Here is a 13,192-nt window from a genome sequence, read left to right on the forward strand (position 1 = left end):
AAATCGTCTACAGGCATTCGGAATATCCTATATTTTGCATGGATTTCTGGCGCAAGGTATGTTGTCCCCCAGACAGAAAACGTCTATCGTTGTCCGTAGGCATCCATCACAATCCGGCGTATTTTGTCCCCCATGAGTCCCCCAGAGGCCAAAACGTGAAGAAAGAGCTTACCAACGTGTTCCTAATGAAGCTCAAGCCCCCAGCCGAGGGGCGGGTTGAGGTGTCGGACACTAAGCGCACTGGCCTGCGGTTGAGAGTTTACCCTGCCCGCGCGGTATGGATGTACGAAAAGAGGATAAAGGGTGGTGCTAAGCGCAAGCACACATTTGGCACCTACTGCACATGGTCACCTGCTGGAAAGCGTGAGGATGGGGCGCTTGGGCTGGGTGAAGCAAGGGCGCTGGCCCTTGAGATTGAGGCCGAGGCCGCACGAGGGTTCGACCGCGTTCTTGAGGCCCAGAAAATCCGTAGGGATCAGGAGCGCGCCGCCGCTACGGCCCAAACCCTTCAAGACGTTCTGGATGCATACGATGAACTGCACCTTTCCACGCTGAAAAGGCAGGGTGAGCGGAAACGCCAGCTTGAAGACGCATTGCGCAAGCACCTCGCCCAGCCCATTGGTGAACTGACCCGCGCCAGCCTACAAAAGCCGATTGATGACAAGGCGAAGGAAGGCAAGATGTTCATGGCAAACCGGATCAGAGCGGCTTTGAAACACTTCACGCGCTGGGCGTGGCGTCGGGAATATCTGAGTGAGGATGTTGGCGACCGACTTGAACGCGCCACCAAAGAACAAATCAGGGATCGAGTGCTTAGCCTGGATGAGATACGGGCAATCTGGAAACAGACTTACAAACTCGGGGACCTATGGGGGCCGCCTGTGCGCATTCTGCTGCTAACCGTTCAGCGCCGCACTTCGATCAATAACCTGCGTAAAAGCGAGCTGGAACTTTCAAAGTCCCGGTTCAAAAAAGCCATATCGCAAGAAAAGAACGAGCGAGGGCACATCACCCATCTATCAGCACCGGCGCTGGCTGAGATTGAACAGATTTTAGCACGCCGCGAGCAAGCTACCGCAGAGGCTAAGAAAAGCAAAAAATCCGGCAAGGCCCCTGCTACATCTGCTACATCAGATTTCCTATTCACCACCACAGGCCGCACTCCAATATCTGGTTGGAGCAAGATGAAAACCCGGCTTGATAAACTGCTTGGCGATGATTTCGAGCCGTGGCGTCTGCATGACTTCAGGACAGCGTTTGCCACGCATATGGCCGAGCGCGGGATATCGGAATCCGTCGTGGATCGGGTTTTGAACCACGCCGCGACAGCCTCAAAGGCCAGCGCTGTGGCTCGCGTCTATAATCAGGCTGAATTGTTGGCTGAGCGCGCCGTTGCATTGGACAAATGGGCCGAACTGGTGACGCAGGAAAGCGCAGACGTAATTGCGATTGGGGGTGCACCGAATGTTCAGTCCTGATGGTTTCGTTTCGCTCTATGAGGTTGCAGAGAACTATAGGATGGCCGGGGTCGGCATCGAAAAGTTCATTGCCCAATGCTCTCAAGTTCAGGCGGTTGCTGTTTGTACGCCGTCGGCTCAACCCGTAAATATCTCAACCGATTTGCTTCATTCTGTTTCTTGGGGCGGATCAGATGTGTTTGCATTCATCGATAGCAGCAGTTGGACTGTTTCTCTTCATCTTATCCGTGAAGCAGCAGCCGGTATGACGCCAGAGCTTTATGTAGGTTCAAGGCTGTTATTGAACACAGCCCTTGATGGTAGTTTTGCTTACCGCTTCCCGCCTGCGTTTGTTGAAGGGTTGGAACAGTTCGAGGGGCAGCAAGTGGTCGTAAGAAAATCTGAGGCTGACAAACTGAGAGCGGCAATTCCGAACCTAGTGCGCAAGCCCATCAAAAAATTCGCGACTATCGCTGAAAGGGATAATGCCTACACCGAATTTCTTAATACCTTCCCGGGCAGAAAGCCGACAGTCGCACAGCGTGAAGAATGGCGCAAAGCGTACGGCATATCACGAGACAGGGAACGCTACGAATTGTGGGATGTCTACAAGCCAGACGATGGCTCAAAGCCGGGAGTAAAACCCAAAACCGGCTAATTCGTGCGAAAATCTGTCCATATTCGTAGACGGCGCGATTGGCGCGAATTCGGCGGCATTTTCGGCGCGATTAGCCCCTGCCACCCTGTGTTCATCGAAGCAACACAGAGGTAAGCAGGATGGATAACAACTCTTTAGTCAAATCCGCTGAAATCGAACTGTGCACGGATCATCCAGTCAGGCCGCGCGCCACGGATGTGAATGGCGGAGTTCGCTACACTGGCATGTCTCGTGCGACTCTGTACGCCGAGATGAAGGCAGGTCGTCTCAAGTACGTCAAAATCGGTGGTGCCACTCGTTTGGAATACGATGAGTTGGATCGCTGGTTCAATGATGTCGCGCAGCCTGCCGCCTAAGAAAAACCCCAACCCGCAACAGGCACGGGAAGGGGCAATGTTCTTAGGTTCACATTCTGAGAATACGCCACAACCCCGTGCCTTTCAACTATTGAAAGGTAATACAGGATGATTTTCGAAAAAAACAAAACAATCAAAGCAGACCTCCCACCCGAAAACGCACTGCGAGTGTACCGCTGGGCGGACCTTCCTAACCTAACAGCCCCTGCCCTCTATCGGATCACTGATCCGGGTCAGGAACCGCGCGAAATCTACGCATCCAAGCACAAACGCCAAGTTCTTGAAGGGCTGATGCGGTCGCCACTCTACGCGGCCAGCTACTGTCGCCTCTCGGACCAAGTGCTGCCGCTGCGGCGCGATGATGGCGTGAACATCGAATGCAAGATGTATCGGGGCGATGCAGACACCGGACGCCAGAAGTATGGCATCTATGTACTGGTTTCACAGATTGAGCGGATCGAGACGGACGAGGTTGCGGCATGAGAACCGTTGACCTTCAAGTATCTACTCTTCGTCGCAAGCACGGCCTCTCAGAGGCCGCCGCGCGCATCGTCGCAACACTGTATTACGGGGAGGGTCGCTAATGGCGCTCATTACCCAGATCCCTAAAAACAGCCGCGAGGAATTCCGCGTCAGCCGGGATGACTTCCAGGGACATGACCTCATCAACATTCGTGTGTTTTTCGTCTCCAAAGACGGACAGATGCTACCCGGCAAGCAGGGTGTCGCCTTCAAGGCCGAGTTGCTGTCCGACTTCATTGATGCGCTAAGCAAGGCGGAGGTGGCCTAGATGGGGCGCGACAGGAAGAACGAAAAACGCGGCGAGCATTGGACCAAGCTTGTCAGAAACATGATGGAGGAGCCCGCTTGGCGGGCCCTCTCGTCAACGGCGCAGGCACTTTACCCTTGGCTCAGGCTGGAATGGCACGGTGTGGAATACAACAATAACGGCAAGATTTGCCTAAGCGTCAGACAAGCCGCTGAACGTTTGGGAGTGTCATACAACACAGCTGCCAAAGCGTTTAGAGAGCTTCAAGCAAAGGGTTTCATTGCCGTTACGCGTCCACCAAAACTGGGCACCAGCGGCGTCGCATCTTCTCCGCTTTTTGAACTCACCGAGATTTCACTGCCAACCGCACGCGGCGAGTCCGGCAGAAGGTTGTACAAGCAGTGGTCGAAGGGCTCAGATTTCGCAGTCGTCAAAGCCCCGATTCACAACCCAACTGGCAAGGGAGGAAAAACAAAACCCTGTCTCAAAAACTGCGACGAGACCGTCATAAAATTCGCGACGAGAAAATCGGAAGCGACGCAATAAATGCGACGGGCCGTATCAATATTTGCGACGAAAACACCCGATTTCGGCAGGTCTCCCGTCGCAACTTTTAAGACATCCTTAATCTACCAGGGGGTCTGGGGGAAACGGACACCTTCTGCACTAACAATCCAACAAGCGAGGCACGAGCAATGACGCATGAACCAGACCGAAAAAACGGCATGACAACGGACGAGCGAAACCCGGACGGCACTTTCGCAACTGGCAACCCAGGACGACCCAGAGGGGCACGTCACAAGGTCACACGCGCCGTTGAGGAGCTGCTTGAGGGACAGTCTGATGCAATCACGCAGAAGGCGGTGGAAATGGCGCTAGAGGGTGACAGCACGGCCCTGCGCCTTTGCTTGGAGCGGATAGCGCCTACGAGGAAGGACGCGCCGGTTAGTTTCGACCTGCCGCCTATCAAATCCGCCGAGGACGCCTCAGAGGTCGCTCAGGCGGTCTTACAGGCGGTTTCTCAGGGCGAAGTGACACCATTGGAGGGCGCAACGGTCATGGGGCTGGTTGAGCAATACAGACGGGTGCTGGAAACAACCGAACTGGAACGCCGGATCACGGCACTGGAGGCAGCGCAATGAGCATTAGAAAGCGTATCAAAAAACTGGAAACAGCATCAGAAAACGAATTCAAGGTCGTTGTCACTGAAGGCCAGTTCTTTGACAAACACGGTGCCCCCATCTCAACGGAAGGCGAATACCCGCGAAATCTGGTGGAGAACGTTCATCGTGCCATCGTCAGTGTAACCGGTTCGGAAGAAGCAGAGACCTTAGAGCGAAAAGATGGTGAGACAGGCGCGGAGTTCATGCACCGTTTCGAGCAAATGGGTATCCTTATCGGCAAAAAGGTAGGTGCGACTGTAACACTACGATGGGATGTGAAGTGGATTTGATTTTACCGTTTTGGGGTACGACGCGCCGAACTCGTACCCCCTCATTTACAATCGCAAACCCCATTCAAGACGCGCCGCACTTACCCGCTATCGAATCTGAATGTTTGAATTGTGACAGATTAATGAAAGAAAGGCGGGAAGCTCGCTGACGTAACGGAAAGCACTTCTTTGCTATCGTTGGTTGCTTCAGGGCATCGTTGGGTGACACGCCGAACCAATTAACCCCCTCAAATCCAGTCAGAAAAACCAGAACGTTCTAAAATACAAGCATGTCACCCACGGTCAGAGGATCGCATTGTGGCCAAATTGTGTCCACGATTCATTGTGAAACTTTCCGTTTCGGACCGAGAAACAAATCGTTTCGCCATAAAACTGGACGATACGGGGTTTCCCCAATTTTAACCGACAAGCATTGGTGTCACAGTAGTTCAGACTACACACACCTCCACTCACTCACGGGTGAGAAAAAGGGGCTGGTCTATACCCCCTCAACCAGCCCCTCACATCACCAAAAGCTCAAAGATTTCAAAAGACCTATAGCTTCAGCGGGTATTGGTATTTCGCAGCAATCCTCTGGCCGGATCTGGGGAACGGTCAAGACACACTGCCTTGTCCAATTCGGGTCTTGTGCTTAGCCTTTCTGGCTATGTGCAACCTATACTCCAACACCATCCCTGCCACAGCGATGCGCCAACTGTTTGACGTGACCGTTGAACGTGACAGGCTCGGGAATGCGGAACCATTGCCAGCCATCTATCCGAAGCACTCGGCCCCGGTAGTCAGGAAAGGCGAGGAAGGTCAGCGTGAGTTGGTCCCACTGAGCTGGGGCTTTCGCACAACAAAGAAGTCGAAGAAAACCGGCGCAATTATTCAACCCGGTGCCTGGAACAACGCACGTGATGACAAGGTTCGCTCAAACGGCTTGTGGAAACAGAGCTTTGAGGAGCGGCGTTGTCTCGTTCCGGCGAGTTCGTTCTGTGAGGCCAAAGGACGAAACCCGGCCACCTACTACTGGTTTGCACTGAAGGGCGATGAAGACCGCCCGCCATTCGCATTTGCGGGTATGTGGCAAACTTCGCGGTACCTTGGCAAGGAAGGGCCCGAGGAGGTTGAAACCTACACCGTCATCACCACAACGGCCAATGAACTGGTGAAGCCCATCCACCCACAGAGAATGCCCGTCATCCTCAAGCCGGAGGACTATAAACAATGGATGGATGGCAACGCGGATGACGCATTCGAACTGCTGGAGCCCTTAAACTCGAACGAAATGCAAATTGTTCGGTCTGGCGAAGGTGAGAAGTCGGACCCGGCAGGAAGATTACCGTGAAAATCGTATCGGGTGGGCAAACTGGCGTAGACTTGGCTGCACTTGAGTTCGCTATCCAACGCGGTTTGAGCTACGGCGGCTGGGTTCCCAAAGGTCGCATCAACGAAGCTGGCCGCATTCCAGAACGATACTCAGGTCTAACGGAAGCACCTTCGCCAAAACCAGACGTCAGAACCCGGCTCAACGTCGGTTCAAGCGACGCGACGCTTATTCTGACAAATGGATCAGAAGGCACCGGCACGAACTATACTCATCAAGTCGCAATTGAGGTAGGAAAGCCGGTTTTGCGTATCGCGCTTGCAGATAAAAACCGTCAAGAAACTGAGCGGGTTCGGCAATGGGTAGCATCGATCAAGCCTTCGGTTCTCAACGTTGCCGGACCACGTGAATCTGAGGCACCTGGGGTATATTCAAAGGCGTTTGCTTTCCTGAGCGATGCTCTTTCGACCACATAGGTCAGCACATCACACTTCCGATTGTCTATCTGCATTCAGTGGTTTGATCCATCGCCGGGAAAAACTGACATCCTGCACCAGGACGAATTTTGGAAAGCATGGCATCAGCTTCAAACACACTTCGGGAGGCGAGCTTCTCCTCAAGTTCTTGAACCCGTGTACCAACAAAGCGGGAACGACCGTGCGCATTTTTTTTCTTAGGCGGAATACGCTCGAACATTGCTACGCCATTTCTTGTTTTTTCAATCTTGAAAATCGATATGATCAAACCGTGTTTAACCCCGATAATACAGTCGACTAAACTGGATCGAGGTTCGCCGAGGTTCCAATCTCCCAAAGTCGCGCTCGCCAATTGAGCCTCAGCGCCTGCCTTGACCAAAGCGTCAGTGTCTTGCTGATTCAAACTGACAAAAAGAACATTCCCTCGGAGCAACTCAACATCACTTCGCTCGATAGGTTTGTCATAAAGCTGATCAATTTGGTTCTTCTTCAACCACATGAGTTGATCGCCGTGGCCCCTGACCGCATTGGTTTCACCGATCAAGGGGATGAAAGCCGATTCCAGAGCAAAGGCTTCATCGTCGGTCATGCCATGCGAGACAATGAACACCTCAACCTCTTGACCAGAATTGTGAATAGCTTGGATTGTGCTGAGCTTATGCTCGTGCTCATTTAAAGGCTGTTCCTGCCGTCCTCTCGCGATAGCCGCGTGATTGAAACAGCGATTTCCATTCCCTTTTCCAACATAGAAGACTCGCTCCTTTAGTGAGCCCTTTGCTCTTGGATCAGCTAAGGCGTACACATATGCTTGCAATTTGGCCGAAGTCATCGAGTTGAAATACTGCATTATCTTCTCTCAAACACGCTTGGATAAATGAATCTTTCGAAGAGTTAATTGAAAACTTGGCAACCCAAAGCGGGCATCGCAACATCAATAGTGCGAAAACGGCCGTTGGTAGTACTCGGTATTGCTTACGCAGCGAACGCCAGCTCTGCGGCCACTATTCCTTGAGTTATGCAATAAATCGCAAGCGCAGCGAAAGCCCATTTTGTCTGCGACGCCGACAATCGCTCCAGTTCATCACCTACAATAACCGGCTCGTTTGAGCCGCGATTTCGCTGCTGACGTCTCTAGGTGTCTGTATCGGCCACCTGAGTACCGCCGACAGTCTAACGCATGCCCCGCAGCGATGACAGCCGCTCCGATGTCCTGCCCGTCCGCATAGCAAACCCCTACCCAGCGGTCATGGGTGTGCTCACCATTCAATTGGCAGGAGATAGACTTGCCGCGCAGATAGTTGACCATCCAGCGTTTAGCGTTCTGCCCTGAGCGTGTACCCAGCTCGGGTGCATCAACGCCGTTCAGCCTAACCGGGGTGCCGTCTACAACGATTGTATCAGCATCCCGGACATGTAGGGAATCCGCAAAAGCTGGGACAACCAGAAAGGCAGCAGTAATGAATATCAAGTATTTCATGAGTAGCTAAAGCTTCTGTCCTTAAAACCACTTGAGGAAATCTCTAAAGAAACCCATTGCTTTTGAAAGAGTATTCCTCCTTTTTCCCGACAATAACATGGTCATGTATCAAAATGCCCAATGTGTCACAGGCGTCCTGTATGCGCTCAGTCATTTCGATATCTGCTTTACTGGGGGTCGGGTCTCCAGATGGATGGTTGTGAACGAGGATCAACGAGCTTGCGTTTAGCTCCAATGCACGTTTGACGACCTCACGCGGATAGACTGGCACATGGTCAACAGTACCTCGTGCCTGTTCTTCATCGGCAATCAAGACGTTCTTACGATCCAGATACAGGACGCGGAATTGCTCAACCTCTCGGTGGGCCATGGCAGTACGGCAGTAGGTCACCAATGCTTCCCATGATGACACGACGTCCCTTTTCATCACTTGGGCCTGGGCCATCCTGTGCCCGAAGGCCTCGACCACACGGAGATGGTAGTAGACCCAATCGGTTGCACCTTCGACCTGAAGAATACGATGCTTGGACGCAGCAATGACGCCGTTCAAATCACCGAACTCAGCCAGGAGGCGCTTTGCCAGTGGTTTTACGTCAATCCGTTGAATCGCATTGAACAAGAGTAGTTCCAGCAACTCGTACTCGGGCATTGGCTCGTGACCGCCCTTGAGGAAGCGAGTTCTTAGCCGTTCACGATGCCCCCAATAATGCGGGCGTTTGGCCCCGTCATCCCCCTTAACCAGACCGCCACCAGCGGCGTTCTTTGATGATAGCCGGTCACGGTTGACATAGGCGGGCGCGTAGGCCGGTTCCAAAACTGCGTCAGGTGGTGGAGTTCGCGCCTCCAGATCCTTTAGGCCTTGAAGCGCATCTTCCGAAAAACCGCCTTGCCCATCGTATTTGACCAGCTTGCCGAACCTCTTCTTGTCCCCGGCAATGACCTGTTTGAGATTGTCAAGCATTCGGCTTTTCATCACTGCACCCATTTTTGAAGCCTACCACGTGAACTTGCTAAATGGTTGGTTAATGAGTGGTAAAAAGATGATGTATACGCCGAGCTTTTGTTGCAATGCAGAAAATGCGTTTCAATCCTGAAAAACGGGTTGGAATACGCCAAATTGGGCGTCCCGAGTGGCGATCAGATCAAGAAAATCAATCACGTACACACTTTTTCGAAGGTTGCCAATCAGTTGCAGGCGGTGAAAACTCCAGCAATTGGGATAACTTTTTTAGGAGAAATTGATGACGATAGCACCGAGTGACGCTAGTACCGTGGCAACAAATAAAGCCGACAGGTTAGTTGTTTTCCTTGATATTCATCGAGAGATGCGAGCAACGGCGCTCTGGCAAGAAAGTAGCCGCGAACGGACAGCCAGTATGATAGTTGCGGCCAACACTGTTCTGCTTTGCGTAGTAGTTAGCACCGGCTTTGCGCTCCCATCTGTCATGATTTCAATTTTGGTTTTATTGCTTGCGCTGCGCGGAAAAAAGTTTGCCTTGAAATACTACTATCTTCAGGAGCGCGACTACACTCGTGCTAGAGCCTTGCGCATTGAGATAGATGAACTTCTCGGCGACGGTACTACACTTGGCCAGATATTCAGCAACCAAGCTGAAGCACTTCTTAGGGAAGAATTTCAGGCGTCCCCACTAAAAAAGGAATTGCTCAAAATTAATAGAGTTGGTGTTCACTCTGACTGGTTCAAAATCCACGGTTTCTTTGTATTGATGGCTTGCATTGCCTTGGTTCTTTCAGTGGCCCTCAGCTACTTCGGGGTGACGGCAAATGAGGGACTGGAGGAAGCTCTAGAATTCCTTAAAGGCCATTTCATGGGAGGTAACTTCACTACTCCCGCATCTGACAATGTCGGGCTTTGATGGAAGGCAGATGAAGCTCAACCCGAATTTCGGTTGCGGGCTTCTTCTCGTCGAACAAGAAAAAGAGGCGCGCCTAACCACAAGCGCGCCCCAGTCCAACAGGGAGGAGAAAAACTCGCGTTCTCAAATACACCAACGCTAGTTCATCAATATCGTCAGACTGCCCGATTTCGTTGGATACGTCAGTGAGGCGGATCACATGCGCAAATGGTGGCAGACTCCGGCACGTTTGACAGAAGCTTGCTCATAGCGGACGATAGTTGCTTCGACGCATGTATTTCGCGTGGCATTAATTTCAGCATAATTTATTGGAGCTGCTATGAGCGTACTATATGGAATTTTGTTTTCTATGTTCACCGCTGCAGTGGTCATTGCAGGAGACCTACTCATCAAGGTTGCAGCGGATGGAGCTAGGGCGATTACCTCTCCGCCCATGCTTGTGGGCATCCTTCTCTATGCCTGCTCTGCCATTCTTTGGTATTTCGCCATGCGTCATGTGACGCTTGGACAAGCCGCCGTAGCTTATTCAATGCTATCATTGATAATTTTATGCGGCGCGGGGTGGGCTTTCTTCGACGAGTATGTTGGGCTTCGCGAGCTCGCAGGCATTGGCTGCGCCTGTTTGGCTATGGTTTTGATGATGCGGGTTGCGTGAAGCCAATCGCAATACCGCTGCAAAGGCGAAGACCGTCATTGATACCCCACCATCTGCATACGGTAGGCTATCCGCATAGTCGTCAAGGCCGCGTATGTCGTACAGCCTGTTCGCACCGCTAACCTTTGATGCGTTCGATCCGCGCGGGCATCGGCGTCTTGTCAGTGCCAAAGGGCGTGAACATAGAACAGTTCTATACCGACTAAGCCAAGCAGGTTTTTGTGAAAGCCAGGGCTTGCCGAATAGCAGGAGTCTTGGACATGCCAGAACCGGAGCCGGGATAAGAAGCCTAGCATCGACTGGTAGTGCAAATTCTGTCTGTAGTTTTGGGTTTAACTTGACTGAAATCAGATTGGACGATGTAGTTTCCCAAGTTCATTTTGCAGTTGGGAAAACCTATGCGATACTTATTTCTTTGCTTGTCAGTGGCATTTTTTGTACCTTTGATAGCAAATTCAGCCCTAGCCCAAACACAAGGTTTTACGACCACTTCTGTTCACATGCGAGCCGGTCCAAGCACGAACTATCCAGTCGTCGCCACGTTGCCGCAAGACGCGACAATCGAAATATACGGTTGCCAGACAGGCTATAGCTGGTGCGATACCGGGTGGAATGGCGCTCGCGGCTGGATATCGTCAAACTACATTCTCACTGATAGTGATGGCTCGAAAAAAGTCATGAACCCGGTGCTTGCTGCAGCACTTGGTATAGCGATTGTAGAATTCAGTCAGGCGTATTGGGAAAACCACTACCAAGCCTACCCTTGGTACGCATACTGGAACCGCTATTATCACCCCTACCATCCGGCTCCAGGTCCGTATTGCTACCACGCTCCTCAAGACCCTGAGTGTCAATTCGGGCCATACTACTCCCCTCCGTCTCATCAGGCTGCTCCACATCACCACCACGACGGCGGTCAAGGGCATCACCATCATTACAGCAACGGTCACGGGCACCATCATCATTAACGGTCTAGAGTAGAACGCCAAAAAAGGGCGCGCCCAACTAAAAGCGCGCCCCACCAAACGAATTACAAAAAATCAGCGTTCTCAAATACACCAACGCTTACTCGTTAACTGCACCAACTTTGGCCTATTCCACGGGGATGGTCAGTGATGCGGGTTACACAGGCCCCAACATTTGTGTGCTAAATTGTGCATGACCCCCAAAGTTTCACGTTAGAGATTCCAAATCTGGAGGTTGTTATGCCCAGCGCGATTGAAGCGATTGAAATATTAGAAAAAAGCCACGACTACTACGGCAAAGCCAAATCGCTGTACGACAATGTCAACACGGTGACAAAAGCGGCAGGGATAAGTCCAGACGACATCGAACAATTCAAGAAGCTAGTCGGTATTTCGAGCAAGGAAGCCGAAAAGCTTAAGAAGTCGCTTGATAAGCGGGTCAAGGCGACCGAGGCCGCTGCTGCCGCCACATACGCAGAAATACCCACTAAGAAAGACAAGCTTTGGGAAAATTGGGCCAAAATGGTGAGTAAGCACGGTATCGATAGCAAAGAGGCGCTCAGCGCGCGCACCAAATACGTCAGCGAACTCAAGGCGTACGGTAAAAATCTTCAGGATCGGTGGTTCCTCTGCAAGATCCACAGTCGGGAATCAAAGAAACAGGAAAAGGTGTATCAAGGTCTGGTTAAGGCACACAAGGCGTCAGTACGCATTTATGAGTTCATACTCAAAACACGCGTGAAGTCCCCAGAAACTGCATCACATGAAGCGACAGCATTTGTCTTTTTGAAAGAGTACGGTTCTGTTGGACCTAAAGCGAAGAGAATTCACGAGGCCCATGCGAAAATCGTTAAGAAAGCAGACGCTGAAATTAAGAGTGCCATAAAGGAAAAATCTATCAACGATGGATGGCTGAAGGGTCTTACAAAGGACGCCAAAAAAGATAAAGCAAACCGAAACCTAACTCGTGCATTCAAGGCTCTCGGAGTAAGTGTTTAGAATCGAAGATCACGAAATTAGAATCTACGAGCCAATCTGAAGTTAAGTCCGCTTTTGGAAGAGCGCATCTGATCGCTGCGTGAACCTTCTTTTGATTTCTGCGCCCAACTCATTGGCCATATCTGGCGGAGATTGCCCAAACTCGGAAACGAGTGCGGCGTAACTGATAGCTATTTGGCACGAGGATGTTCCTATCTTGTTCTTGCTTTTTTTGGGGTAATATGATACCATCGAAGCATTGAGATTGGCAGAGAGATAGCGGCATGGAAGGCATGAAAACTCTTACGGTTAAGCGCTGTGGTGCCCGCACGCCTGACGGCCCGTGTCAGGAACTGCCAGTCAACGGCACTGGCCGCTGTCGCTTGCATGGCGGCGCTTCTACTGGCCCGAAAACAGCGGAGGGGCGCAAACGCATTGCGGACGCCCAGGTTCAGCGCTGGGGCATTCTTCACGCTGCACTAACAGCCTACAAAGCGCAGGAGGCTGGCGATGCAAAACAAAGTTGAGTTTCAGCATGGACTGTCTGACAGCCAAAGAACGCAAGCCGCTGCTGGCCACTTGGTGGCTATGGCGATGCAGCGTTTTCCCCCTGACCTGGTGGAGTTGTCGCCTTGGCTGGAGCCATTTCTAGAACCTGATTTTGACCCGCAGATGCGCGTGGCCGCTCAACGGGTCTACGCTCAACTATATTGGCAGCTAGAGGCCCATCTTTCCGTGTTCGGACCGCACTAAAGGGAATTC

Annotated in this window: 19 protein-coding genes; 16 read left to right on the plus strand and 3 right to left on the minus strand. The window is 51.8% G+C overall.

Going from position 1 to position 13,192, the window contains the following annotated elements; genetic code table 11:
• Positions 1-155 precede the first annotated feature (155 nt).
• The 10 genes from ACR0IP_RS16905 (at position 156) to ACR0IP_RS16950 (ending at position 6,478) form a co-directional block, all read left to right on the plus strand.
• Positions 156-1,478: a tyrosine-type recombinase/integrase gene (locus ACR0IP_RS16905; RefSeq protein WP_170379602.1), complete on the plus strand. Its 1,323-nt coding sequence runs from the start codon at positions 156-158 to the stop codon at positions 1,476-1,478.
• Positions 1,465-2,115, plus strand: a complete 651-nt coding sequence (locus ACR0IP_RS16910) for a hypothetical protein (protein WP_170379604.1) — start codon at positions 1,465-1,467, stop codon at positions 2,113-2,115. The genes ACR0IP_RS16905 and ACR0IP_RS16910 overlap by 14 nt, the downstream gene beginning before the upstream one ends.
• A 119-nt stretch (positions 2,116-2,234) precedes the next feature.
• A complete protein-coding gene (locus ACR0IP_RS16915) occupies positions 2,235-2,471 on the plus strand; it encodes a helix-turn-helix domain-containing protein (protein ID WP_170379606.1) in 237 nt (78 codons plus the stop codon).
• Positions 2,472-2,579: 108 nt separating this feature from the next.
• Positions 2,580-2,954, plus strand: a complete 375-nt coding sequence (locus ACR0IP_RS16920) for a hypothetical protein (protein WP_170379609.1) — start codon at positions 2,580-2,582, stop codon at positions 2,952-2,954.
• Between the two features lie 100 nt (positions 2,955-3,054).
• Entirely contained in the window at positions 3,055-3,261 is a 207-nt protein-coding gene (locus ACR0IP_RS16925; protein WP_170379611.1) for a transcriptional coactivator p15/PC4 family protein, read from the plus strand.
• Positions 3,262-3,786, plus strand: a complete 525-nt coding sequence (locus ACR0IP_RS16930) for a GntR family transcriptional regulator (RefSeq protein WP_170379612.1) — start codon at positions 3,262-3,264, stop codon at positions 3,784-3,786.
• A gap of 149 nt (positions 3,787-3,935) precedes the next feature.
• The gene (locus tag ACR0IP_RS16935; protein WP_480526853.1) at positions 3,936-4,382 is read left to right on the plus strand and encodes a DUF5681 domain-containing protein; all 447 of its coding nucleotides are present in this window, start codon (positions 3,936-3,938) and stop codon (positions 4,380-4,382) included.
• Positions 4,379-4,693 (plus strand): hypothetical protein, encoded by a 315-nt coding sequence (locus ACR0IP_RS16940; protein WP_480526855.1) that lies wholly within the window; start codon positions 4,379-4,381, stop codon positions 4,691-4,693. Before ACR0IP_RS16935 ends, ACR0IP_RS16940 begins: the two co-directional genes overlap by 4 nt.
• A gap of 646 nt (positions 4,694-5,339) precedes the next feature.
• The gene (locus ACR0IP_RS16945; protein ID WP_480526856.1) at positions 5,340-6,023 is read left to right on the plus strand and encodes an SOS response-associated peptidase; all 684 of its coding nucleotides are present in this window, start codon (positions 5,340-5,342) and stop codon (positions 6,021-6,023) included.
• A complete protein-coding gene (locus ACR0IP_RS16950) occupies positions 6,020-6,478 on the plus strand; it encodes a putative molybdenum carrier protein (RefSeq protein WP_480526858.1) in 459 nt (152 codons plus the stop codon). The genes ACR0IP_RS16945 and ACR0IP_RS16950 overlap by 4 nt, the downstream gene beginning before the upstream one ends.
• Before the next feature lie 25 nt (positions 6,479-6,503).
• On the opposite strand, the gene ACR0IP_RS16955 is transcribed toward ACR0IP_RS16950, so the two are convergent.
• From ACR0IP_RS16955 to radC, 3 genes are all read right to left on the minus strand, one after another.
• Complete coding sequence (locus ACR0IP_RS16955; protein ID WP_480526860.1) at positions 6,504-7,325, minus strand: LEM-3-like GIY-YIG domain-containing protein; 822 nt, start codon at positions 7,323-7,325, stop codon at positions 6,504-6,506.
• A 234-nt stretch (positions 7,326-7,559) separates the two neighbouring features.
• Entirely contained in the window at positions 7,560-7,955 is a 396-nt protein-coding gene (locus ACR0IP_RS16960; RefSeq protein ID WP_480526862.1) for a thermonuclease family protein, read from the minus strand.
• A gap of 43 nt (positions 7,956-7,998) precedes the next feature.
• Positions 7,999-8,916, minus strand: a complete 918-nt coding sequence (gene radC, locus ACR0IP_RS16965; RefSeq protein ID WP_480526864.1) for a RadC family protein — start codon at positions 8,914-8,916, stop codon at positions 7,999-8,001.
• 280 nt (positions 8,917-9,196) lie between these two features.
• On the opposite strand from radC, the gene ACR0IP_RS16970 reads away from it, so the two are divergent.
• From ACR0IP_RS16970 to ACR0IP_RS16995, 6 genes are all read left to right on the plus strand, one after another.
• Positions 9,197-9,832 (plus strand): hypothetical protein, encoded by a 636-nt coding sequence (locus ACR0IP_RS16970; protein ID WP_170379624.1) that lies wholly within the window; start codon positions 9,197-9,199, stop codon positions 9,830-9,832.
• Positions 9,833-10,151: 319 nt separating this feature from the next.
• The gene (locus ACR0IP_RS16975) at positions 10,152-10,487 is read left to right on the plus strand and encodes a hypothetical protein (RefSeq protein ID WP_170379626.1); all 336 of its coding nucleotides are present in this window, start codon (positions 10,152-10,154) and stop codon (positions 10,485-10,487) included.
• A 500-nt stretch (positions 10,488-10,987) separates the two neighbouring features.
• On the plus strand, positions 10,988-11,455 hold the full coding sequence (locus ACR0IP_RS16980; RefSeq protein WP_480526930.1) for an SH3 domain-containing protein: 468 nt from the start codon (positions 10,988-10,990) through the stop codon (positions 11,453-11,455).
• 237 nt (positions 11,456-11,692) lie between these two features.
• Positions 11,693-12,451 (plus strand): hypothetical protein, encoded by a 759-nt coding sequence (locus ACR0IP_RS16985; protein ID WP_170379630.1) that lies wholly within the window; start codon positions 11,693-11,695, stop codon positions 12,449-12,451.
• 272 nt (positions 12,452-12,723) lie between these two features.
• Positions 12,724-12,957 (plus strand): HGGxSTG domain-containing protein, encoded by a 234-nt coding sequence (locus ACR0IP_RS16990; RefSeq protein WP_170379274.1) that lies wholly within the window; start codon positions 12,724-12,726, stop codon positions 12,955-12,957.
• A complete protein-coding gene (locus tag ACR0IP_RS16995; protein ID WP_170379633.1) occupies positions 12,941-13,183 on the plus strand; it encodes a hypothetical protein in 243 nt (80 codons plus the stop codon). Before ACR0IP_RS16990 ends, ACR0IP_RS16995 begins: the two co-directional genes overlap by 17 nt.
• Positions 13,184-13,192 lie beyond the last annotated feature (9 nt).

Source organism: Ruegeria sp. AL11, from assembly GCF_056540865.1.